General features: G+C 60.3%; 15 protein-coding genes and 1 pseudogene. 7 read left to right on the forward strand and 9 right to left on the reverse strand.

Features of this window, described 5'->3' with window-relative positions; translation table 11 throughout:
• Window positions 1–40: 40 nt before the first annotated feature.
• Entirely contained in the window at window positions 41–229 is a 189-nt protein-coding gene (locus tag BXA01_RS10130; protein ID WP_076564031.1) for a hypothetical protein, read from the reverse strand.
• A 396-nt stretch (window positions 230–625) separates the two neighbouring features.
• Between BXA01_RS10130 and lon the strand changes: the two genes are divergently transcribed.
• From lon to cmoB, 4 genes are all read left to right on the forward strand, one after another.
• Window positions 626–3,040 (forward strand): endopeptidase La, encoded by a 2,415-nt coding sequence (lon, locus tag BXA01_RS10135; protein WP_076564032.1) that lies wholly within the window; start codon window positions 626–628, stop codon window positions 3,038–3,040.
• Window positions 3,041–3,256: 216 nt separating this feature from the next.
• Window positions 3,257–3,649 (forward strand): protease inhibitor I42 family protein, encoded by a 393-nt coding sequence (locus BXA01_RS10140; RefSeq protein WP_056790115.1) that lies wholly within the window; start codon window positions 3,257–3,259, stop codon window positions 3,647–3,649.
• Between the two features lie 209 nt (window positions 3,650–3,858).
• A complete protein-coding gene (gene cmoA / locus BXA01_RS10145) occupies window positions 3,859–4,602 on the forward strand; it encodes a carboxy-S-adenosyl-L-methionine synthase CmoA (RefSeq protein WP_016773355.1) in 744 nt (247 codons plus the stop codon).
• Window positions 4,599–5,555 (forward strand): tRNA 5-methoxyuridine(34)/uridine 5-oxyacetic acid(34) synthase CmoB, encoded by a 957-nt coding sequence (gene cmoB, locus BXA01_RS10150; protein WP_076564033.1) that lies wholly within the window; start codon window positions 4,599–4,601, stop codon window positions 5,553–5,555. The genes cmoA and cmoB overlap by 4 nt, the downstream gene beginning before the upstream one ends.
• Before the next feature lie 131 nt (window positions 5,556–5,686).
• Here cmoB and tadA read toward each other — a convergent pair whose 3' ends face one another.
• From tadA to treP, 7 genes are all read right to left on the reverse strand, one after another.
• Window positions 5,687–6,184: a tRNA adenosine(34) deaminase TadA gene (gene tadA / locus BXA01_RS10155; protein WP_076564034.1), complete on the reverse strand. Its 498-nt coding sequence runs from the start codon at window positions 6,182–6,184 to the stop codon at window positions 5,687–5,689.
• Window positions 6,184–7,560 carry a multicopper oxidase family protein gene (locus BXA01_RS10160; protein ID WP_076564035.1) on the reverse strand — a complete coding sequence of 459 codons (1,377 nt, stop codon included), beginning with the start codon at window positions 7,558–7,560 and terminating at the stop codon, window positions 6,184–6,186. Before BXA01_RS10160 ends, tadA begins: the two co-directional genes overlap by 1 nt.
• Before the next feature lie 118 nt (window positions 7,561–7,678).
• Window positions 7,679–7,969, reverse strand: a complete 291-nt coding sequence (locus BXA01_RS10165; protein ID WP_076564036.1) for a PTS transporter subunit EIIB — start codon at window positions 7,967–7,969, stop codon at window positions 7,679–7,681.
• A gap of 2 nt (window positions 7,970–7,971) precedes the next feature.
• Window positions 7,972–10,500, reverse strand: coding sequence for a phosphoenolpyruvate--protein phosphotransferase (ptsP, locus tag BXA01_RS10170; protein ID WP_076564037.1), 2,529 nt, complete (start codon window positions 10,498–10,500; stop codon window positions 7,972–7,974).
• A gap of 50 nt (window positions 10,501–10,550) precedes the next feature.
• Window positions 10,551–11,774 carry a maltoporin gene (locus BXA01_RS10175; protein WP_076564038.1) on the reverse strand — a complete coding sequence of 408 codons (1,224 nt, stop codon included), beginning with the start codon at window positions 11,772–11,774 and terminating at the stop codon, window positions 10,551–10,553.
• A 106-nt stretch (window positions 11,775–11,880) separates the two neighbouring features.
• Window positions 11,881–13,527, reverse strand: coding sequence for an alpha,alpha-phosphotrehalase (gene treC, locus BXA01_RS10180; protein ID WP_076564039.1), 1,647 nt, complete (start codon window positions 13,525–13,527; stop codon window positions 11,881–11,883).
• 21 nt (window positions 13,528–13,548) lie between these two features.
• Window positions 13,549–14,991, reverse strand: coding sequence for a PTS system trehalose-specific EIIBC component (gene treP / locus BXA01_RS10185; RefSeq protein ID WP_076564040.1), 1,443 nt, complete (start codon window positions 14,989–14,991; stop codon window positions 13,549–13,551).
• 235 nt (window positions 14,992–15,226) lie between these two features.
• Here treP and treR point away from each other — a divergent pair.
• From treR to BXA01_RS10200, 3 genes and pseudogenes are all read left to right on the forward strand, one after another.
• Window positions 15,227–15,931 (forward strand): annotated as a pseudogene (gene treR, locus BXA01_RS10190) (trehalose operon repressor).
• A gap of 83 nt (window positions 15,932–16,014) precedes the next feature.
• Window positions 16,015–18,225: a TerD family protein gene (locus BXA01_RS10195; protein ID WP_231991043.1), complete on the forward strand. Its 2,211-nt coding sequence runs from the start codon at window positions 16,015–16,017 to the stop codon at window positions 18,223–18,225.
• A gap of 116 nt (window positions 18,226–18,341) precedes the next feature.
• The gene (locus tag BXA01_RS10200) at window positions 18,342–21,470 is read left to right on the forward strand and encodes a membrane-targeted effector domain-containing toxin (RefSeq protein ID WP_076564041.1); all 3,129 of its coding nucleotides are present in this window, start codon (window positions 18,342–18,344) and stop codon (window positions 21,468–21,470) included.
• 77 nt (window positions 21,471–21,547) lie between these two features.
• Here the strand turns inward: BXA01_RS10200 and guaA are convergent, their stop codons facing one another.
• Complete coding sequence (guaA, locus tag BXA01_RS10205; RefSeq protein WP_076564042.1) at window positions 21,548–23,125, reverse strand: glutamine-hydrolyzing GMP synthase; 1,578 nt, start codon at window positions 23,123–23,125, stop codon at window positions 21,548–21,550.
• Window positions 23,126–23,246 lie beyond the last annotated feature (121 nt).

Here is a 23,246-nt window from a genome sequence, read left to right on the forward strand (position 1 = left end):
CAACCTTCGAACGCTCGTCGTCAGCGTTGACCCGACAGCATCAAAAGGCTTTTCCTCCATTTGCCATCCCTTGCAATCGATCAATGATCAGTTGCTCGGCGTGCTTGCGGGTCTCCAGCAACAAACTCTTTTCCGTTTCGCTGTAGATCACCTGGAAACGCAAACCCGGCGTGTCGGAAGAATATTCGCGAATGATGAAATCCCTGTATTTCGTATCGGTATGACTCATGGTTCGATTCCGTGACGTTGGTAAATTCTCGAACACCTCTCTGGCGTTCGAGATTGAACTGCAATCTTCGGACGATTAAGTCAGTTGTCTACTGTCAGAAATTACAGGGGCTCAAGGCCAGTTCGAAATAAGCCGAACGGAACCCATCAAAACTCCATTTAATAGTTAAAGCTAACCAACACTCGCGTTTTTCGCTAGTTATGCACAGACATTGTTAGATTCCACTAGGCATCCGTGCCGACCTGAAGGATCTTGCCACCGGCCCAAAGGCCGCCAAGGTTAACAAGGCCAAAAACTTTGCAAACCTGAACACACACGCAGAAACACACCCGCCCCATTGAAACCACCCCACCCCTGCCCCATCTAAGACCCCATACCCCATTGCGCAGGTGCCCCATGACCGACCAGCAAGATCGCCCGGACAACCACGACGATTACGAAACCGACCACATCGAACACACCTCCTCCGGCACCGGCCTGGCGCTGCCCGGGCAAAACCTGCCGGACAAGGTCTATATCATCCCGATCCACAACCGTCCGTTCTTCCCGGCTCAGGTCCTGCCGGTCATCGTCAATGAAGAGCCGTGGGCCGAAACCCTCGAACTGGTCAGCAAGTCCGAACACCACTCCCTGGCCCTGTTCTTCATGGACACGCCCCAGGAAGACCCGCGCCACTTCGACACCGGCGCCCTTCCCGAATACGGCACGCTGGTCAAGGTCCACCACGCCAGCCGCGAAAACGGCAAACTGCAATTTGTCGCCCAGGGCCTGAGCCGTGTGCGCATCAAGACCTGGCTCAAGCACCATCGCCCGCCGTACCTGGTCGAAGTCGAATACCCGCACCAGCCCACCGAGCCGACCGACGAGGTCAAGGCCTACGGCATGGCGCTGATCAATGCGATCAAGGAGCTGCTGCCGCTCAACCCGCTGTACAGCGAAGAGCTGAAAAATTACCTCAATCGCTTCAGCCCCAACGACCCGTCGCCGCTGACCGACTTCGCCGCCGCCCTGACCTCCGCCACCGGCCCCGAACTGCAAGAAGTGCTCGACTGCGTGCCGATGCTCAAGCGCATGGAAAAAGTCCTGCCGATGCTGCGCAAGGAAGTCGAAGTCGCGCGCCTGCAGAAAGAAATTTCCGCCGAAGTCAACCGTAAGATCGGCGAGCATCAGCGTGAGTTCTTTCTCAAGGAACAGCTCAAGGTCATCCAGCAGGAACTTGGCCTGACCAAGGACGACCGCAGCGCCGACCTCGAACAGTTCCAGCAACGCCTCGAAGGCAAAACCCTGCCGGCGCAGGTGCAGAAACGCCTCGAAGAAGAAACCCACAAACTGTCGATCCTCGAAACCGGCTCGCCGGAGTACGCGGTCACGCGCAATTATCTGGACTGGGCAACATCGGTGCCGTGGGGCGTGTACGGCGAGGACAAACTCGACCTCAAGCACGCGCGCAAAATCCTCGACAAGCATCACGCGGGTCTGGACGACATCAAGGATCGCATCCTCGAATTCCTCGCCGTCGGTGCGTACAAAGGCGAGATCAGCGGCTCGATCGTGCTGCTGGTCGGCCCACCGGGCGTGGGTAAAACCAGCGTCGGCAAATCCATCGCCGAATCCCTCGGGCGGCCGTTCTACCGCTTCAGCGTCGGCGGCATGCGCGACGAAGCCGAAATCAAGGGCCACCGCCGCACCTACATCGGCGCGCAGCCGGGCAAACTGGTGCAGGCGTTGAAAGACGTCGAAGTGATGAACCCGGTGATCATGCTCGACGAGATCGACAAGATGGGCCAGAGCTATCAGGGCGACCCGGCCTCGGCGCTGCTGGAAACCCTCGACCCGGAACAGAACGTCGAATTCCTCGACCACTACCTCGACCTGCGCATGGACTTGTCGAAGGTCCTGTTCGTCTGCACCGCCAACACCTTGGATTCAATTCCCGGCCCGTTGCTCGACCGAATGGAAGTGATTCGCCTGTCCGGCTACATCACCGAAGAAAAAGTCGCCATCGCCAAGCGTCACCTGTGGCCGAAACTGCTGGAAAAGGCTGGCGTATCAAAAGGCAGCCTGAGCATCAGCGACACCGCGCTCAAAGCCCTGATCGACGGCTATGCCCGTGAAGCCGGCGTGCGGCAGCTGGAAAAGCAGATGGGCAAACTGGTGCGCAAAGCGGTGATGAAGCTGATCGACGATCCGAAAGCGGTGATCAAACTCGGCCCGAAAGATCTTGAAGCCTCGCTGGGCCATCCGGTATTCCGCAATGAGCAAGTGCTGTCCGGCACCGGGGTAATCACCGGTCTGGCCTGGACCAGCATGGGCGGCGCAACCTTGCCGATCGAAGCCACGCGGATTCATACGCTTAACCGGGGTTTCAAGCTCACCGGGCAACTCGGCGATGTAATGAAGGAATCGGCGGAGATCGCCTACAGCTACGTCAGTTCGCACCTCAAGCAGTTTGGTGGTGACGCGAAGTTCTTCGACGAAGCCTTCGTCCACCTGCACGTACCGGAAGGCGCGACACCAAAGGACGGCCCGAGCGCCGGCGTGACCATGGCCAGCGCCCTGCTCTCCCTCGCACGTAATCAGGCACCGAAAAAAGGCGTGGCGATGACCGGCGAACTGACCCTGACCGGGCATGTACTGCCGATCGGCGGCGTGCGCGAGAAGGTAATCGCAGCGCGCCGGCAGAAGATTTTCGAACTGATTCTGCCGGAGCCGAACCGGGGTAACTTTGAGGAATTGCCGGACTACCTGAAGGAAGGGATTACCGTGCACTTTGCCAAGCGGTTTGCGGACGTGGCGAAGGTGCTCTTCTGACAGTCATGTAGCGCCTGATGTACCGCTATCGCTGGCAAGCCAGCTCCCACAATGTTCAATGTGCCCACAAATCTTGTGGTCAACCGAGAAACCTGTGGGAGCTGGCTTGCCAGCGATGGCTTCAGTGCTGCCAACACGGCACTCCCTGACCGTCACACTTTGTCCCATCTTCAGTTATGCTCGCCGTTCGTCGTAACCGCCGGAGCTGCTGACCTTATGTCCCCTATTCGCCTGTTTCTCCCCCTCGCCCTTTCCTTGCTGGCGGCCTGCGCCACGCAACCGAAACACAACGTGACCGTGGAAAAACAAAGCGAATGCCCCGTGCGGCTCAACGTCGGGCAAAACCTGATCATCAGCCTGCCAAGCAACCCGACCACCGGCTACCGCTGGGCGATTCAGGATTCAGCTGGCGGCGTATTGCGTGCGCTCAGCCCTGAGGTTTACAGCAATCCGGAAGATGCCGGCGTGGTGGGCGCAGCGGGGGTTTCGACCTGGCGCTTCCAGGCTTTCGCGGCGGGCACCGGGCGTTTGCGCCTGACCTCGCAACAACCGTGGGCACCGGAAGTGCTGCCCGTGGAAACCTTTGACTGCGCCATTTCGGTGAACTGACTGCGGGAAACGGCGCTGGCTTCTTCGCGAGCAGGCTCGCTCCCACAGGACACCACGATACCCCTGTGGGAGCGAGCCTGCTCGCGAAAGCCATATCCCTGACGGCGAGAAATTACACCCCTCTCGGTGCTTTATCAGACAACCCAAGCATCCCCGCGCCACTTTGGCTAAAATGCCGGCCTTTTCCACCGACACCGCCGGACGCCGCCGTGAGCAAAGAACCCGATCGCCTATTCGCCCAGCCTTTGGCCCAGGTGCCTGACTTCGCCTTCAATGAAGACGTGGTGCGGGTGTTCCCGGACATGATCAAGCGCTCGGTGCCGGGTTACCCGACCATCGTCGAGAACCTCGGCGTGCTCGCGGCGCAGTTCGCCCAGCCGAACAGCGTGCTCTACGACCTCGGCTCGTCGCTCGGCGCAGTGACTCAAGCCCTGCGCCGCCATGTGCGCACCGACGGCTGCCGGGTCATCGCTGTGGATAACTCGGCGGCGATGGTCGAGCGTTGCCGCGAGTACCTCAACGGTCAGGATTCGATGTTTCAGGAATTGCTGCCGGTCGAGGTGATCGAAGGCGATATCCTCGCGCTGGAGTTTCAACCAGCCTCGGTGGTGGCGCTGAACTTCACCCTGCAATTCATCGCCCCGGACCAGCGCACCGCGTTGCTCTCGCGGATTCGCCAATCGTTGTTGCCCGGCGGCGCGCTGATTCTCTCGGAAAAGCTGCGCTTCAACGATGCCGAAGAACACGCCCTGCTCACCGACCTGCACGTAGCGTTCAAACGCGCCAACGGCTACAGCGAACTGGAAATCGCCCAGAAGCGCAGCGCCATCGAAAACGTCATGAAGCCCGACAGCCTCGAAGAACACCGCGAACGCCTGCTGGCCGCCGGGTTCTCGAAAGTCGTGCCGTGGTTCCAGTGTCTTAACTTTGCCTCGTTGATTGCCTTGCCATGATTGATCTGTCCCCCCTCGCCCGCCGTCTGGCCGGTACACCGCTGGCCGAATGGGCCAGCACGCTGCAAGCGCAACTCGACAAGAAAATGGAGAAGGGCCACGGCGATCTGGAGCGCTGGCAAAGTGCGCTGGACGCCTTGCCGAAAATCCAGCCAAGCGAAGTCGACCTGCTCAACGGCCTGAAACTCGACACCGATTGCGACGACGACACCCGCGCGCAGATGCGCACCGCGCTGATGGGTCTGTCGCCGTGGCGCAAAGGGCCGTTCGATCTGTTCGGTGTGCATGTCGATACCGAATGGCGCTCGGACTGGAAGTGGTCGCGGGTCTCCCCGCACCTCGACCTGAAGGGCAAACGCATCCTTGATGTCGGTTGCGGCAACGGCTACTACATGTGGCGCATGCTCGGCGCCGGCGCCGACAGCGTGATCGGTGTCGACCCGAACTGGCTGTTCTTCTGCCAGTTCCAGGCTGTGCAGCGTTACTTGTCCGAGCCGAATGCCTGGCACCTGCCGTTCCCGTTCGAAGACCTGCCGCCGAATCTGGAAGGCTTCGACACAGTATTTTCCATGGGCGTGTTCTATCACCGTCGCTCGCCGATCGAGCATTTGCTGGCGCTGAAGGATTGCCTGGTCAAGGGCGGCGAGCTGGTGCTGGAAACCCTCGTGGTCGAAGGCGACAAGCATCAGGTGCTGGTGCCGGAAGATCGCTACGCGCAGATGCGCAACGTGTGGTTTTTGCCGTCGGTGCCGGCGCTGGAATTGTGGCTGCGCAGAGCCGGATTCAGCGATATTCGTTGCGTGGATGTCAGTACCACGACGGTGGAAGAGCAACGCGGGACGGAGTGGATGAAGTATCAGTCGCTGAGTGATTTTCTGGATCCTGAGGATCACAGCAAAACCATTGAAGGGCTGCCGGCGCCGATGCGTGCGGTGATTGTTGCGAAGAAATAACCCAATCTCCCCACCAACGGAGATCCACCTGTGGGAGCGAGCCTGCTCGCGATAGCGGTGTGTCAGTCACCATTCATTTTGAATGTACCGACGCTTTCGCGAGCAGGCTCGCTCCCACATTTAACCTGTGTTTATTCAGCAGGTTTGGTGCGTCTGGCGCGGAAAAACTCGGTCAACACTGCGCCACATTCTTCAGCCAGCACCCCGCCCTCATACAACACCCGGTGATTCAAAAAACCCTGGGTAAAAAACTGTCCCTGACTTTGCACAATCCCGGCCTTGGGTTCCAGCGCGCCGTACACCACCCGCGCCACCCGCGAATGCACGATCAGCCCGGCGCACATGCTGCAAGGCTCCAGCGTCACATACAGCGTGCTGCCCGGCAGGCGATAGTTATCCACTGCCTGCGCGGCGGCGCGGATCGCGACCATTTCGGCGTGGGCACTCGGGTCGCTGGTGCTGATCGGGCAATTAAAGCCGCGACCGATGATCGCGCCATCCTGCACCAGCACCGCGCCCACCGGCACCTCACCGAGGGCGACGCCCTGTGCGGCGAGGGTCAGGGCTTCGCGCATGAAGTCGCGGTCGCGGCTGCGGTCGATGATCGCCGCCGGGCGGATCTGGCGCATCACTTCACCTCGATCGCGGCCATCAGGCCGGTTTCCATGTGGTCGATGACATGGCAGTGGAACATCCACACCCCCGGGTTATCCGCCACCAGCGCCACTTGCGCACGCTCGTTCTTGCCCAGCAGATAGGTGTCGGTGAAATACGGAATGACTTTGTGCCGGTTCGACGCGATCACCTTGAAGCTCATGCCGTGCAGGTGGATCGGGTGCTGGTACTGGGTCATGTTCTTCAATTCGAAAATATAGCTCTGGCCCAGTTTCAGGCTGGCAATCGGTCGGTCAGCACAGGTCTTGTCGGTGATGTCCCAGGCCTTGCCGTTGATCTGCCAGAGGCTCGGCGGCTTGCCGTTTTCGGTGTTCACCGAGACCGAGCCGACCCATTCGAAATTGAAGTTGAGTTTCTCGGCATTGGCCAGGTCCGGCTCGGCCACCGGGTTGGCCGGCAGGGCTTTCGGCCAGTCGGTCGGCGCATCGGTGTTGGCGACTGAACGCAGCGTGCCCAGACGCACCGGGCCGTTGCGCAGCGACAACTCTTCACCGGCTGCCGGTGCCTTGATCGCCAGGCAAATGCGCATGCCGGGGCCGAGCCAGTATTCCTTGCCCAACGGGCGGGGCTCGACCGGGTTGCCATCCAGCGCGTAGATCTTCGCTTCGACACCGGGAATGTTGATGCGATAGGTCAGGGTGTTGTCGAGGTTAAGCAGACGCACCCGAGTGACCTGCCCGGCCGGCAGATCAATCACCGGCAGCGGCACACCATTGATCGTCGACAAGCGCCCGGCGGTACCGCCACGGGCCGCTTCGCGGGGGATGCTGAATTCGACGAACTGACCTTGCTCGTCGACATGCCAGTTCTTCAGGCTCAACGTTTTCTCGTACTTGAAGCCGGTCGGCTCGCGTTCTTCGATGATCAGCGGCCCGACCAGCCCGCGCCCGAGTTCTTCGCTGCTGCTGACATGCGGGTGATACCAATAGCTGCCAGCGTCCGGCACGCGGAATTTATAGTCGAAGTATTCGCCCGGCAGCACCGGCAACTGCGATACGTAGGGCACGCCGTCCATCTCCAGCGGCAGGCGGATACCGTGCCAGTGAATGGTAGTCGCCACCGGCAGGTGATTGATGAAGCGCACCCGCAGCCATTCACCCTGACGCACACGCAACTCGGTGCCCGGCGCCGACGGGCCGAACGCCCAGGCTTCGGTCTTGTGCCCCGGCACCAGTTCGACATCGAGCGGCGCGGCGATCAGTTCATAGTCGTGGCCGGCCTCGGCGTCGGCCATCTTGCCCAGCCAGTAACGCGACGCGCCTCCCGCGCCCACGCCAACGACAACAAGACCGGCCAGGCCACCGAGGATTTGGCGACGGGTAAAGGACATGAACTCAACTACCTCACGTATCAGCGACAGACCCCGAGGGATCCGCAAAAAGGCGAATACGATACACCCGCAGTTGAGAAACAGTAAGGGCGACCTGCGGCCGCACGTCTTGTCGGCCTTATGCGCGCAGCCCGGTAATGAGGTGCAGCACGCCGCCCTCAAGCGGCATGACGCCCGCCACACCGGCCACACTCAGGGCCTGACGGTCGACACGGGCCTCGTCGTGCAGCGCCACGCGCACCCGAGTCAGCGCCACCGGTTGCTGCGACTTGAGGTTATCCACACCGCCCAGCGCCGCAACAATCTCGGCGCTCAGGCCGGCAATCGGTTCGGCGACGGCTTTCACCTCATCCGGGACCAGATCCGGCGTCAGTGCTTTCCAGAATGCCTGCTGCAATTTGTCGAACATGTTCAATTCTCCATAACCGGCGAGGCATCGACTTTCGCCCCATGAAACTGCTGCAAGGCTGCGCGCACGTCGGCGGCGCTTTCCAGGTTCGAAACCTGTTCGGCGATGATTCGACAGTCGGCCAGATCCACTTCGCGGACCGCCGACTTGATCGCCGGAATCAACGGCACGCTCACCGACAGCTCATCCACACCCAGCCCCAGCAGCAGCGGCACGGCAAGGCGTTCAGACGCCATCGCACCGCAGACGCCGACCCATTTGCCGTGGGCATGCGCAGCCTTAACCGTCATCGCGATCAGGCGCAGCACCGAAGGGTGAAAGCTGTCCGCCTGACTGGCCAGACGCGGATGATCGCGATCCATGGCCAGCGTGTATTGGGTGAGATCGTTGGTGCCGATTGAAAAGAAATCCACGTGCGGCGCCAGCACATCGGCCATCAGCGCAGCGGCAGGCACTTCGATCATGATTCCCAGCTTTGGCAAATGCGCCAGGCCCAGCACCCGCGCTTCTTGCTCGAGAATCTGCCGCGCCAGACGCAGTTCGGCCAAATTCGTGACCATCGGCAACATGATGTGCAGACGCGTCAGTTCACAGCAGGCGAGGATTGCACGGAACTGCTCACGCAACAGTTGCGGTCGCTCAAGGCACAGTCGAATGCCGCGCAAACCAAGGAAGGGATTGGTTTCGCTGTCCATCGGCACGTAGGCCAGCGGTTTGTCGCCACCGACATCAAGGGTGCGCACCACCAAATTGTGTGCCGGCCCGATGGTGCGCGCGATGGCGCTATAAGTGGCCACCTGTTCGTCATGGCTCGGCGATTGCTGACGGCCCAGGTAGAGAAACTCCGAACGCAGCAGCCCCACGCCATTCGCGCCCAGCTCCATGGCCTGGGCGGTTTCTTCCTGCGAGGCAACGTTGGCGGTGACTTCGATGTGCTGACCGTCACGGGTGCAGGCCGCCTCGCTGGCCTGCGCCAGTTCCTGCTGATGACGCTGGCGCTGGCGCTCATGACGCGTGCGCAATTGGTCAATGGACTCGGCGTCCGGGTGCAACTGCAATTCGCCTTTGTCGGCATCGAGCAGCACCCGCGTGCCGTTGCCGAGCCCGAGCATTTGCGCCGGCATGCCGCAGATCGCCGGTAAACCGCAGGCTCGCGCGAGGATCGCGACATGGCTGGTGGCGCCACCGCCGACGGTGGCAAACCCGAGCACTTTGCGCGTATCGAGCCCGGCGGTCTGGGACGGGGTCAACTGATCGGCGATCAGAATGGTGTCGTCCGGCAACTCCAGCGCTTGTTCGTGAACACCAAGGATCAGCTTCAGCACGCGCTGGCCGACATCATCCAGATCCGCCGCGCGCTCGGCCAGCAAGGCATTGCCCAGCGAGCGAAACATCGCCGCCGTTGCGTCGGTGCTGGTCTTCCAGGCAAACGCCGCGCTGTTGCCCGCGTCGATCAGTGCCCTGGCCTGATCCAGCAGGCTCGGATCGGCCAGCAGTTCCTGATGCGCCTTGAAAATCTCCGCCTGCGCCTGGCCGCTGGCGGTGTCGCGCAGATGTTGCAGGGCCATGTCGGCTTCGATCAGGGCTTGGCTCAACGCCTCCAGTTCAACTGGCGGCTCGGCGCCGAACTCGTTGACCATGAGCGACGCTTCGACGATCTGCATGACTTGTCCCAACGCCGAACCGGGCGAGGCGCAGACACCGCGCAGGATGTTCGGCATTTCTGCTGCATCGACTTCGACCGGCGCGGGCGCTGTGACCGCTTCGCCGCAGCCTTCGCTCAGCAAGCGTGTCAGCGCCGCGACCGCTGCCTCGGCATCTTCACCTTCGGCGCTGACCTGCACGCTGTCGCCATGGGCCGTCTGCAACGCCATGATCGCCACCAGGGATTTGCCGTTGGCTTGCGCTTGCAGCTTGTGCAGATGGATGGTCGCTGAAAATGCTTTGGCCGCTTGGGCGAATACTGCCGCCGGCCGCGCGTGCAGGCCATTGGGATTGGGCAGGTTGATCGGCTGCGAGAACACCGCGTCGCCCGGCATCGGCGCTGGATGTTCGCCGACGGCTGCGCCGACCACGACGTCCAGCACTGGCTGGCCCACCTCGACCAACCCGGTTGAGCCAACGAGTGAATCGAACGGCTCGCCGCTGACCACCAGCATCAAGGTCAACAAACTGCGCGCGTGCAGGGCAATATAGTCAGCGTCGAAGTCGATCAGCGCCTGCCCTGCTTCGACCCGCTGCCCCGCTTCAACGCGGCGGGTGAATCCTTCGCCGGCGAGATTCACCGTGTCCAGGCCGATGTGCATCAACACCTGCACACCCGCATCACTGGTGATGGTGAGCGCATGCCCGCTGGTCTGCACATCGCTGACCACACCGGCCAACGGTGCGCAGAGCGTTGACGAAGTCGGGTCGATGCACAAACCGTCGCCGATGATCCGCCCGGCAAATACCGGGTCAGGCACCTGGTCCAGCGCCATCAGCACGCCGGATAAAGGAGCCAGCAGCTGCAATTGTTGGGGTGTGGCCATGACATCACCTGAGCTTGTATTCATTGAATGAGCGGTCGCAGCCGCTTTGCTTATTTCCACCAGTATTCAACCTGCAGCCCGACATTGGCCCCGTGCCGTGCGTTGCCGAACGCGCCGGTGTCGGACAGCGCCGAACCTTTGGCCAACAGGTTGGCGGCACGCTTGGCTGCCTGGTTCCAGCTGGCATAGGTGTAATACAGACGCACCTCGGGCCGCGCCCAGAATTCCGGGCCTTTCGGTGACCAGGTCGGTGCAAAGGTGAACTTGCTCAGCTTGCGCGTGCCGTCCGCCGCCTCGACCTGATCGTGCCCCAGTTCGGTCACCAGTTTGAACTGCTCGCTCAGCGCATAGGCCGGGCGCACACCGAGTGACAGCCAGTTCTGATCGGCGCCGCCCTGACGAATATCTTTCTGATACACCGCCTGGAATTGTCCGCCAAAACGTGGCGTCAGTTGCCAGTCGAAGAACTCGACGATCCGATAACTCTTGTTGCGGTCATCGAGCCTGACGTTACCGGTATAGCCCAATCCGGTGCCCGGCCCTTCACCGTATTGCAGCGCCAGTTTGTTCTTGCCGCCGAGGAAGTCCTGCTGCACGTGCTGAGTGGTAATCGCCCAGCCACGGTGGGCGTCGCGGCTGTCGGGCTTGTCGATGTAGCTGAGGCCGAACTCAAGTTCACCGCCCGGGTTACTGTTGAAACCGCCGACGTTGAAGTCGTGGCGGTTGATGTAATCCTTTTGGTAAAGGTTGTCCTTGCGCGAAAAGGCGTAGCTGTATTTCAGGCCACCGAGCAACACGTCTTCAATGCCTGCACCGGTGGCGCTCTGGTTCCAGTAATAGAAATCGGAAATATGGATGTCGTTACGTTTGTAGTAACGCCGCCCGGCCCACAGCGAGCCGCCGTTGAGCGCGGGCATCGCCGACCACTGCGCATACGCCTGCGGCAAACGAATCGAGCCGTTTTCTTCCTTGAACGTCAGGCTACGGTCGTAACGGTTGTACAGCGATGCCATGCCGTCGACGCTCAGCACCGAGCCGTCGTCGAGGGTGTACAGATCCTGGCGCAGCTCGAGCTCACCGTACTGCTCGCACTCGTTACCGAGGCGATATTTGGTCTGCGCGCCGGGCAACTGGAAACACGACTGGCTGCTGCTGTTGACCGAAGTACCGACACCGCTGCGCAGATAGCCGCCGAACTCCAGCGCCTGTGATGACGTGGGCATTGCCAGACAAATCCCCGCGACTGCCAGACTGTAATTTATGGTTGCTCTCATATATGCCACCCATTGTTTTTATTGTGTGGTTGCAGGAATTCAGCGCGCACAAATCCCCCGCGCAGCGTTCTGCGTGTTTTTTCAAAGGTTGTTATTCAGTTAAAAATCAGGGGTCGGTCAGGTGCAGCACGAAGGATTCGTAAGGTCGCAACTGCAGCAAACTCGTGCGTTGCGGGCAGTCCGGGTAGTTGCTGATCAGCAGGCGCTGCTCCTGGGCTTCGTCGATCAGTGCCGGTAGCTCGACCTCACATGCGGTGCCATAGAAATTGTTCACCACTAACAAGCGCTCTCCCTTCCCCTCGCGCAGGTACGCCCAGACCTGTGGATGCTCCGGCAACAACTGCCGATAGATGCCATCGGAGATCAACGCTTCAGTGCGGCGCAAGTTGATCAGGCGCCGATAGTGATGCAGCACCGATTCCGGGTCGTGCAGTTGATGCGCGACATTGATCTGTGCAGCATTGGCCGGCACACCGATCCATGGTTCGCTGCGAGTGAAGCCGGCGTTGTGCCCGGCGTGCCAGTGCATCGGCGTGCGCCCGTTGTCGCGGGACTTCTGCATGATCGCCGCCATGTTGTCGAGGTCGCTTGCCCCGGCTTCACGCTTGAGGCGAAAGATATTCAGGGTCTCGACGTCACGGTATTGCTCGATGCTCTCGAACCCCGGATTGGTCATGCCCAATTCTTCGCCCTGATAGACGAAGGGCGTGCCCTGCAGAAAGTGCAGCGCAGTGCCGAGCATCTTCGCCGACAGCTCGCGGTATTCCCCATCATTGCCGAACCGCGAGACCACCCGTGGCTGATCGTGGTTACACCAGAACAGCGCATTCCAGCCGCCACCCGCCTGCATGCCGGTCTGCCAGTCGGACAGAATCTGCTTGAGCTGGAGGAAATCGAAATCGGCGCGCACCCATTTCTGCAGATTCGGGTAATCGACCTTCAGGTGATGAAAGTTGAAGGTCATCGACAGTTCTTTCGACTGCGGATTGGAGTAACGAATGCAGTGTTCCAGACGTGTCGAAGACATTTCGCCGACGTTGATCAGCTCATGCCCTTCGAAGACCTCACGGTGCATTTCCTGCAAGTACGCATGCACGTTCGGCCCGTCGGTGTAGAAGCGCCGACCATCGCTGTCGTCCTCGGGGAAGTCCGCCGGTTTCGAGATCAGATTGATCACGTCCAGACGAAAGCCACCGACACCCTTGTCGCGCCAGAAACGCATCATCCTGAACACTTCGTCGCGGACCTTGGGGTTGTCCCAATTGAGGTCGGCCTGGGTGTGGTCGAACAGGTGCAGGTAATACTGGCCGGTCTGCGCTTCGTACTCCCAGGCCGAGCCGCCGAATTTGGATTCCCAGTTGTTCGGCTGGTCGCGCCAGATATAGAAGTCGCGGTAAGGGTTGTCGAGGCTGCTGCGCGCCTGCTGGAACCACACATGCTCAATCGAGGTGTGGTTGACCACGATGTCGAGCATCAGCTTGATCCCGCGTTTGCCCGCTTCGGCGATCAGCAGTTCACAGTCGGCCATGCTGCCGTAGCTCGGATCGACCGCGTAGTAGTCGCTGATGTCGTAGCCGTTATCGCGCTGCGGCGAGCGCAGGAACGGCGTGATCCACAGGTAATCGACCCCCAGCCATTGCAGGTAATCGAGCTTGGCGACGATGCCGAGCAGATCGCCGGTGGCGTTGCCGGCATGGCTGTGAAAGCTCTTCGGGTAGATCTGGTAGATCACCGAACGTTGCCAGTCTTGCATGGCGGGACTCCTTTATTAATTTCAGGCAACCCGGTAACCCGGACGGACGATCTTCATGCTCAGCACGCAGGTCAGGGCAAACGGCACGAGCATGGCGATCAGCATCCCGATGACGAACATCGGGATGAACTGCGGAATGATCGAGATGAAACCGGGCAGGCCACCGACGCCGATGGCCGAGGCCTGGATCTTGTTCAGCGAGAGGAACATGCAACCCAGCGCCGAACCGGCCAGCGCGGCGTAAAACGGGAACTTGTAGCGCAGGTTGACACCGAACATCGCCGGCTCGGTGATGCCGAAATACGCAGAAATCGCCGAGGTCGAGGCCATGCTCTTGTCCCGCGCATTACGCGTCATCCAGAACACCGCCAGGGCCGCACTGCCCTGCGCCAGATTGGACATGACGATCATCGGCCAGATGAAGGTGCCGCCCTGACTCGAAATCAATTGTAGGTCCACGGCGAGGAACATGTGGTGCATGCCGGTGATTACCAGCGGCGCATACAGCAAACCGAAAATCAGACCGCCCACCAACGGCGCCAGATCGAACAGCATCACCAGCCCTTCGGTGATGTAGATGCCGATATGCCGGGTCACCGGGCCGATGATTGCCAGCGCCAGCACGCCAGTGACAACGATGGTGGTGATCGGCACCACCAGCAACTGCACGGCGTTGGGCACTCGCGCCCGCAACCATTTTTCGATGACGCTCATCACGTACGCCGCCAGCAGGATCGGCAGGATCTGCCCCTGGTAGCCGACCTTTTCCACCTGGAACAGGCCGAGGATGTCGAAGTACGGCAGTTGCTGCCCATCCAGCCCGGCCACGGCCTTGCCGTAATTCCAGGCATTGAGCAGGTCCGGGTGTACCAGCATCAGACCGAGGACAATGCCGAGGATTTCGCTGCCGCCGAAACGCTTGGCCGCCGACCAGCCCACCAGCGCCGGCAGGAACACGAACGAGGTATTGGCCATCAGGTTGATCAGACTCCACAACCCGTCCAGGTTGGGATAGGCATCCAGCAGGGTCTGGCCCTCGATGAACATGCCCTTGGCGCCGAGCAGGTTGTTGATGCCCATCAACAGGCCGGCAATGATCAGCGCCGGCAGGATCGGCATGAACACATCGGAAAACACCCGCACCAGCCGCTGCATGGCGTTTATCTTCTCTGCGCTTTTCTGTTTAACGTCGGCGATGGTCGATGCCGCCAGGCCCGTCTGCTGGCGCAGTTCGGCATAAACCTTTTCAACATCGCCCGGCCCAATGACCACCTGATACAACCCGCCGGTGAAGAACGAACCCTTGACCAGATCGACGCCATTGAGCGCGGCCACATTCACCAGCGCGGGGTTCTTCAGCGCCAGGCGCAAACGCGTCACGCAATGCGCCGCCTGCTCGATGTTGTCACGGCCACCGAGGCTTTCCAGCAGCTCCCGGGCGATGTTCGGATAGTCATGGCTCATGCTTGTTCTTCCGTCGTGGATTGTTGTTATTGGCAGCACGCCGAGAGGAAAAATACTCGTCTGTACGAGTTAATGCAACAACTCGTCTGTACGAGTTTGCATCCGTGGATGAACGTCAGAAAAACGCGGATTCTTCCTACTCTGACCTAAGATGTTTTCCTTCGTCCGCATGGACAAACCCCTACCCTGCCCTTAAGGTTCGGGGTTTTGAGCACCGTCGGCACAGAGTCCAGCCATGAGCAAATACAACCAGATCTACAGCGATTTGCTTGCCAGCATCACCACGCAGCGCCTGGAGCGCGGCGCCCGGCTGCCTTCCGAAACCGAACTGATGGACACCTATCAGGCCAGCCGTGGCACGGTGCGCAAGGCCATCGACCAGTTGCAGGAACGCGGTTTCGCTCAGAAGATTCACGGCAAAGGCGCGTTCGTGCTGTCGACCAACCCGATCGAATTCCAGCTCGGCGGCATCGTCAGCTTCTAGGAGACCCACCCGCGACTGGGCAACGACGTCAGCACCGAAGTGGTCGAGATGTGTCAGGTGCCGCTGGAAGGTGCGCTGCTCGAACACATCAATGCCGAACCCGGCAGCCCGATCACCCGGATCAAGCGGGTACGGCGCATCGACGGCAAACGCGTCATCCTCGACATCAACCACTTCGTCAGCGAGGTGATTCCCGACCTGTCAGCAGACATTGCCGAACATTCGATCTACGCCCACATCGAACAGACCCTGCAACTGCAGATCGCCTACGCCCAGCGCACCATCGAAGCCGTGCCGTGCAGCAAGGACGACCACCACCATCTGGACCTCGACGGCCAGAGCCACGTCATCGTGGTCAGCAACCAGACCTTCCTGCAGGACGGCCGCCAGTTCGAGTACACCGAATCGCGGCATACGCTGGACAAGTTCTATTTTTCCGATGTGGCGCGGCGCTGACGTTCGCCAACAGGCGAGCCCATTTCAAAATATGTGATTGGCTGACAAGCCGCGATGACCTCCGGTAGTATGCCGCCGTGGCTATGGAACACCTTCCTTCTATCCTCCATGAACTAGGGGTTCCGCTCTCCACACCGCGCCTGCTTATTGCAGGCGTTTTCGTATCGATTGCACAGGTGAGCTTCAGCTCACTGGAAACGGCGACCAAGGAAGAAATCATGATCAATCAGGAGCTGTTCCTGCGGCGCCGTACAAAACTTCACGTCCCTGCCGGCTCTGGCGGAGCCACACGCGCGCAGGTCGCATCAGCTGTCAAAGAAGTTACAGCGTTTCGATGCGTTCTCTCCGAGCCGCTGATCGAGCGAATCAGCATGCTCTCTGCGGTCGAACTCAAAAACTGGCTGCGTGAAGTCATTCGAGTCCTGCGGCGGCGCAGCGGTGCTCATGTACATCACCGACCGTTTTATCCTGACTTCCCCAATCAAGTCCTCGAAGCGACAGAGGCGCAGTTGTATCTCAACGCCGTCATTCACTACCACACACTTCGGCGCCTGCCACCCAGCGAACAGGTTCGGCCAGCCATGCTTGAAGGCAACTTCATCCATTGGGTCATCGAACCGGGAAGTGTCAGCGAGTTCGAGGCATTGCTCGAGCCGCTGGTCTCATCGCGCACCTCGCTGTCCGAAGAGGAAGCGGCGGATGTCAGCTGGTTTATCCGAACGTACAAAAGCGATGTGTTCCGTCTACTGCCCGAGACCGTTCCGTTTCGCGAGATTCGCGCGCTGGTTGGCGGCGCGCTAATCCTGCATATCGGCGACGATGCACAGGTTGAGGCTTTCCTTGAGCAAAATGTCGAAACGGCGACGGACGTGCTGCGCGTGGCGATCGCACTGCATGGTGGAGACGTGTCGCTGGCGACAGCGTTGACGCGCTTTAGCAAAATGAAACGTTCGATGCGTCGCAAGCTGTTGCGCCTGCTCGACCGCATGCCCAACGCTACCGAGGATTTGATGCGCCAGGCCGAACGCTGGAAACGTCTGGCCGAAGTCCTGCATCCGGGCGATTACGCTGAGAAGTATCCGCGAGCATTTGCGGCCATCACCGCAGCGCGACGCAATGATCCGCCGGCCTCGTTCGGGTCGCGTGTCGAAACCATGCTTGCCCAACGCCAGATCGCCGCGCTTACGTCGGTGCTGCAGGATCGTCCCGGAGAATTCGCGCGCCGTCTGGACGTGATGTTACGGCGTGCCACAGAACCGGACGCGGTGCTCGACGCCTTTGCGGCTGTCGCCGCACAAGTGTCCTCACCTGTGCTGCTGCAATTGCTGGCCCAGTTAACTGCCCCACGTCCCCTGCCCTTGCGGGCGTTCATACCTAAAGGGGCAATGGCGAAAGTCTTCGGCACTGAAGATCGTCGAGAACCGATCGCCCCGCCGGTGTTGGCGCGTGCAGCACAAATCTGCGAGAACGCCCTGATCGCACGTTTCGCGTCGCTGCCACCGCTGGGCCGCTGCTTTGTCGATCCGGCATTGCGCGAATACCGGGTGCCATTGGCACAGCGCGCCGCAGCGAAGTCACTGCGAACACTGGTACGCGGCAGTCGCTTGCCAATGCCCGATACGCGATTCATTCGCCTGTTTCTGTGGTGGAAGAACGGTCGTGACCGCACGGACATCGACTTGTCGGCCGCCTTCTTCGACACCGACTTCGTCTTCAAGGAAGCGGTCGCCTATTACAACCTCAAAGGTTATGGCGGTTACCACAGCGGCGACATCGTCGACGCGCCTAATGGCGCTTCCGAGTTCATCGACCTCGACCTTGATGCTCTCGTCAAAAAGGGCGTCCGCTATGTCGTTACGTCCCTCAACTCATTTACCTCGCAGCCATATTGTGATCTTCCGGAATGCTTCGCAGGCTGGATGGCCCGCGCCGACACTGCATCTGGCGAAGTGTTCGAGCCGCGCACCGTAGTCGACCGCATCGATATCGCCTCCGACACCAGTATCTGCCTGCCATTCGTGATGGACCTGGAGGAACGTCGCATGATCTGGGCCGATCTGGGGCTGACTTCATCGCCCCGCTGGAACAACGTCGACAACAACCTCAGCGGAGTTTCGTTGATGCTGCGCGCCCTGGTGCATACACCAAGGCCGGACCTGCACACGCTTTTCGATTTACATGTGCGGGCACGAGGCGAACGAGTGGCCTCTGCAGAGCAGGCGCAGAGGGTGTTCGCACCTGAACAAGGGCTGACTCCATTCGATACGGATCTGATTCGGTCTGAATATCTTTGATATCTGCGAAAGCATTGGCTCCCTTTCAAAAGGACAACACGCAATAGCCGAGTAACACCCTCCCCTTGAGCGCATGGGCCATCTTCGGCCTTTGTGTCTCAAGGATGAACACCCGCATGACCACTGCCGAACGTCGTCTGCTGCCAAACGCAGCGGACAAAACCGCCCTCAAAGCCATCGCCACGACCATTGTGCAGAACTGCCCAAGCCTGCTCGATGAGGCCCGGCTAGTCGCGATCGAACTGCTGACCGCCAAGTGCCTATCCGGCCTTGATCCCGACCAGGTTTATTTCCATCGTTTCAAAACGGCGCAAAGCAGCACGCTGACCTTTACCGGTTGGGAGCACTTGCTGGAAAAGCCTTGTGAAACGCTCACCCTCACGCAACTGGTCGTCCATCGATTTCGCGCCACCGACCAAGACAACGCAGATTTGCTGGGCCTTTACTGCGGCTTCTACTCGGATGGCCCGGACGCGGAGAATTTCAATCAGAGCAACGAAGTGCGACTGCTTGGCAGCGATGTGCTGAAGGCATTCTGGGCCATCGATTTCAGCACACGCTACAGCGGTCAATTGACCAAATTCTGGCAAACCTCGTCGGACGATTTCCGCGCCCTGGCCAAGTGCAATTTCCTCAGTCAGGCGGTGCAGGCGCTGCAACAGGGGGACGTTGACGGCAATGACTTTCAACGCATCGTCACCTCGCTGATCGGCCCCGTGAGCTGGCCGGTAACCCTGCAAATGCTCCGATCGACGTACCCGGTCGGCGCGCAGGTGCGCACGCTGGATCTGGACGGTCACGTCGCCACCAACGTGCTGCGTCTGGTCGAAGACAGTGGCCGGCAGACCCTTTACCTGCCGGGACAAGCCCAGGCCTTTCGGCTGATGGACTCTGCAGCGGATCTGCATTGGTGGCTGCTTGAGCAGATGAATTCAGAGCCGAAACGCCCTTTGTTTCTGAAGCACTTCTCGCTGGCTGACAGCAATCACATCACCGAGAACCTCACTGATTTGATGAACCGTTTGGTGAGCACCTGGGGTCACAGCGATCATCGGATGATCAACCGCAGCAACGTTGCAATCAGCGGCGACGCCTTCACGTGGTTAAGCGATTCGACTCGCTCGGGCATGGCTGCCGAGGCGCATCTGGTGCTCACGTCCAACAGTGACCTGTGCAAGAAACTCTGGACCGGCTATCTGAGCGCCGGGCTGAAAGTGTTCGGCCCGATGGCGGCCGTGGGCTGGCCTGCAGCTTTGCCGTTGATTGGGGCGGGCGTCGTCAACACTGGGCTGAACATCGATCAGGCGATCAACGGCGTTACGGCGACCGAGCGTAGAGCCGGGGTTATCGGTGCAGTGCTCAGCGCTATCGAAACCGTATTCAATGTTCCGTTCCTGATTGGCACTGACGCGCAGTTGGAAGTTGGGCCACAGATTGAGTATGCCGAGGCTGAAGAGATGCGTGGTCTGGTCGAGCTTGCCTCGGCTGACACGCGATTATTGCCACCTGTGAATCCGCCGCCCGTCACAGCGGCTGAAGAAGCAAGCAGCGAGCTGGCAAACGAGATACCCAGCGGGGCGACATTCGGCGACGCCACTGAGCCCTTGAATACGCCTGCTACACGGCGAGGTTCAACATTTCCACAAGTACCTGCCAGCTATCGATGCAACGAGTTACTGGCGCAACATTCCGTAGAGGCGGCGCCGGGGAAATACGAAGGCGTCTACCGCCTCGACAAAGAACCCGGTCATGCCATCGAAATGGATGGCGCCGCCTATTACGTGCGCTACTTCGCCGACTCGCAAGACGGTGGCAACTGGGCAATCATCAATCCCGAGCGTCCCAATCAGTTCGCTTATTCGTTGCCGGTCCGCCTGGGAAGCGCCGGCAAGTGGGAGCGCATGCCAGCGCTGCGGCTGCGCGGAGGCGGTCAATGCGTGGGCAAAGCATGTTTGCCGGAGACTGATGTGAGCTCAACCGAGGCAACACCGTCGGTGGACCTGCCACGCGTCGAACCGCTTCCAGGCGTTCCGTGTCCGCTACGCCCGGTTACGAAGCTCAAGGGTATCTCAGAGACGGAAATACCCGGAATGAGAAGATGGGCAATGAACTTGCCCAACGCCTCCGCCGAGACCACAAGCGCCGGGCGCCGCTATCTGCTGGCGACCGACCGCTACGTGGCCCATTTCGGCGAACAACGCACGGCTCTGCTGAACGACGCCGAAGCATTCTACCGGGAGTTGAAATGGATCAACCTGCCCCAGCGCCCGGTCATTCCGCCCGTCAGTCTGCAGATGGAGATCGATGAGTTGATTGACCTCATCTTTGCCAATACCGATGGACTGGCCGTCGGTGAAACCCTCGATCGCATCGCCAGCACGCGCTTCATGATCGAGAACATGCCAACGTTCGCGCGGCATATCAAAACCCTCTACGTGCGTGGGTTGCTGAGTGATTTCGCCCAGGATGACATCAACCATTTCTACCTGTCGGGAGACATGTCAGAGGACCTCAGTACCTATTTGTCCAGCCTGGGTACCGACCCTGAGAACCGGTTCAACATGCTCGAATTGATCCGGGCTGCCCAAGCCAATGGCATCCGGGTTCATGGACTGGATGCAGCAGAAACCTGCACGCTGAAAGTCCCGCTCACGTCGATCGAAGAGCAGATGATCAAGGCGCGCCTCGCAACGCAGATCATGGAGCGTGACAAGCTGCTCAACAGACCCGGCAAGTGGGTGGCTCTGGTCGATGCCACGAATACCAATACCTTCAGAGATCTGGCAGGCATAAGCGAACTTCGGGGCGGCATCGGTTTACGCATCGAAGACGTCTGGCCCGACGAGGTGGCCGACCTCAGGATCGACCCGGGAGTGGAAGTCGCTCGCGGCCCGTTTTACAACGGGGCGACGACAAACAGCGCGTTCGACCCTCTGTTCGCTGACCTGCGATTGCAGGTCAAGGCCCCCATGCCGCCATGGAATGATGCAACGCTGGAAAAGCTTCTGCCTCGCAATGGCATGTTCGTGATACGGAAAACAGAACCAAGCACATACACACTCGTGCGGCGCAACAGCGCCAGCAACATCGTGCAAACAAGGGTGCATTGCACCGCAGATGGCCGGTTTTATATCTGGGACCCGTCGATGCGTCGCATCACCGGCATGGTCTTCCGCGACATCGCCGCAGTAGCCGAGCGCCTGATCGAGCTCGGCATGACCCTGCAAAGTCGCTTACCCGCCTGACCTGTTTTCAGGGTCCTGAAACGAAAAAACCCTTGGCTCGAGGCCAAGGGTTTTTCGTTATTCGAACCGCAGCAGGATCATTCCCACTCAATCGTCGCCGGCGGCTTGCTCGACACGTCGTAAGTGACGCGGGAGATGCCTTCGATTTCGTTGATGATGCGGCCGGAAACGGTTTCCAGCAGTTCGTAAGGCAGGTGTGCCCAACGCGCGGTCATGAAGTCGATGGTTTCCACGGCACGCAGGGCCACGACCCAGGCGTAACGACGGCCGTCACCGACCACGCCGACCGATTTCACTGGCTGGAACACTACGAACGCCTGGCTGACCTTGTGGTACCAGTCGGCCTTGCGCAGTTCTTCGATGAAGATGTGGTCGGCGCGACGCAGCAGGTCGGCGTATTCCTTCTTCACTTCACCAAGGATGCGCACGCCCAGGCCCGGGCCCGGGAACGGGTGACGGTAGACCATGTCGTACGGCAGGCCCAGTTCCAGGCCGAGACGACGGACTTCGTCCTTGAACAGTTCGCGCAGGGGCTCGACCAGTTTCAGGTTCATTTCTTCCGGCAGGCCGCCCACGTTGTGGTGCGACTTGATCACGTGGGCCTTGCCGCTTTTCGCGCCAGCCGACTCGATCACGTCCGGGTAAATGGTGCCCTGAGCCAAGTACTTGATGTTGTCCAGCTTGCACGATTCGGCATCGAACACGTCGATGAAGGTGCGGCCGATGATCTTGCGCTTCTTCTCCGGGTCGGCTTCGCCGGCCAGGTTGTTGAGGAACTGCTCCTCAGCGTTGGCGCGGATTACCTTGACGCCCATATTCTCGGCGAACATGGCCATCACTTGCTCGCCTTCGTGCAGACGCAACAAGCCGTTGTCGACGAAGACGCAGGTCAGCTGATCGCCGATGGCCTTGTGCAGCAGCGCGGCAACCACCGAGGAGTCAACGCCACCGGACAGGCCCAGCAGCACGTTGTCGGTGCCGACCTGGGCGCGGATGCTGGCGATGGCGTCTTCAGCGATCTTCGACGGCGTCCACAAGGCTTCACAGCCGCAGATGTCGAGGACGAAGCGCGACAGGATGCGCCCGCCCTGCTTGGTGTGGGTCACTTCCGGGTGGAACTGCACGCCGTAGTAAGCGCGGTCGTCGTTGAACATACCGGCGATCGGGCAGCTCGGGGTGCTGGCGAGGATGTGGAAGTCTTCCGGCATCTTCGTGACTTTGTCACCGTGGCTCATCCACACGTCGAGGCCGAACAGGCCGTCGGCGTCGATGTGGTCTTCGATGCCGTCGAGCAGGCGGCTCTTGCCGACCACGTCAACGCGGGCGTAACCGAACTCACGCAGTTCGGAACCTTCAACCTTGCCGCCCAGTTGCTCGGCCATGGTCTGCATGCCGTAGCAGATGCCGAATACCGGAACGCCCAGGTCGAACACCGCCTGCGGGCAGCGCGGGCTGTTGGCTTCGTGCACGGACTCGGGGCCGCCGGCGAGGATGACGCCTTTAGGGGCGAATTCGCGGATCGCATCTTCGTCCATGTCGAACGGGTGCAGTTCGCAGTACACGCCGATCTCGCGCACGCGGCGGGCAATCAGTTGGGTGTATTGCGAACCGAAGTCGAGGATCAGGATGCGGTGAGCGTGAATGTCGAGGGCCATGAAAGAAACTCTGAAAAGCAGTTGCAAGCTTCAAGCTGCAAGCTGCAAGTAATCGGAAGCCGAGCGGCACTGCTCTGACGCAGCACCGCTTGCAGCTTGTAACTTGTGGCTTAGAGCTGTC

Source organism: Pseudomonas sp. B10 (genome assembly GCF_900156235.1).
GTDB lineage: Bacteria > Pseudomonadota > Gammaproteobacteria > Pseudomonadales > Pseudomonadaceae > Aquipseudomonas > Aquipseudomonas siliginis.

Bases quoted from the DNA above. Each gene is read 5' to 3' on its own strand.
- BXA01_RS10130 (WP_076564031.1), bottom strand. From the start codon at position 229: ATGAGTCATACCGATACGAAATACAGGGATTTCATCATTCGCGAATAT.
- lon (WP_076564032.1), top strand. From the start codon at position 626: ATGACCGACCAGCAAGATCGCCCGGACAACCACGACGATTACGAAACC.
- BXA01_RS10140 (WP_056790115.1), top strand. From the start codon at position 3,257: ATGTCCCCTATTCGCCTGTTTCTCCCCCTCGCCCTTTCCTTGCTGGCG.
- cmoB (WP_076564033.1), top strand. From the start codon at position 4,599: ATGATTGATCTGTCCCCCCTCGCCCGCCGTCTGGCCGGTACACCGCTG.
- tadA (WP_076564034.1), bottom strand. From the start codon at position 6,184: ATGCGCCAGATCCGCCCGGCGGCGATCATCGACCGCAGCCGCGACCGC.
- BXA01_RS10160 (WP_076564035.1), bottom strand. From the start codon at position 7,560: ATGTCCTTTACCCGTCGCCAAATCCTCGGTGGCCTGGCCGGTCTTGTT.
- BXA01_RS10165 (WP_076564036.1), bottom strand. From the start codon at position 7,969: ATGTTCGACAAATTGCAGCAGGCATTCTGGAAAGCACTGACGCCGGAT.
- ptsP (WP_076564037.1), bottom strand. From the start codon at position 10,500: ATGGCCACACCCCAACAATTGCAGCTGCTGGCTCCTTTATCCGGCGTG.
- BXA01_RS10175 (WP_076564038.1), bottom strand. From the start codon at position 11,774: ATGAGAGCAACCATAAATTACAGTCTGGCAGTCGCGGGGATTTGTCTG.
- treC (WP_076564039.1), bottom strand. From the start codon at position 13,527: ATGCAAGACTGGCAACGTTCGGTGATCTACCAGATCTACCCGAAGAGC.
- treP (WP_076564040.1), bottom strand. From the start codon at position 14,991: ATGAGCCATGACTATCCGAACATCGCCCGGGAGCTGCTGGAAAGCCTC.
- BXA01_RS10195 (WP_231991043.1), top strand. From the start codon at position 16,015: ATGGAACACCTTCCTTCTATCCTCCATGAACTAGGGGTTCCGCTCTCC.
- BXA01_RS10200 (WP_076564041.1), top strand. From the start codon at position 18,342: ATGACCACTGCCGAACGTCGTCTGCTGCCAAACGCAGCGGACAAAACC.
- guaA (WP_076564042.1), bottom strand. From the start codon at position 23,125: ATGGCCCTCGACATTCACGCTCACCGCATCCTGATCCTCGACTTCGGT.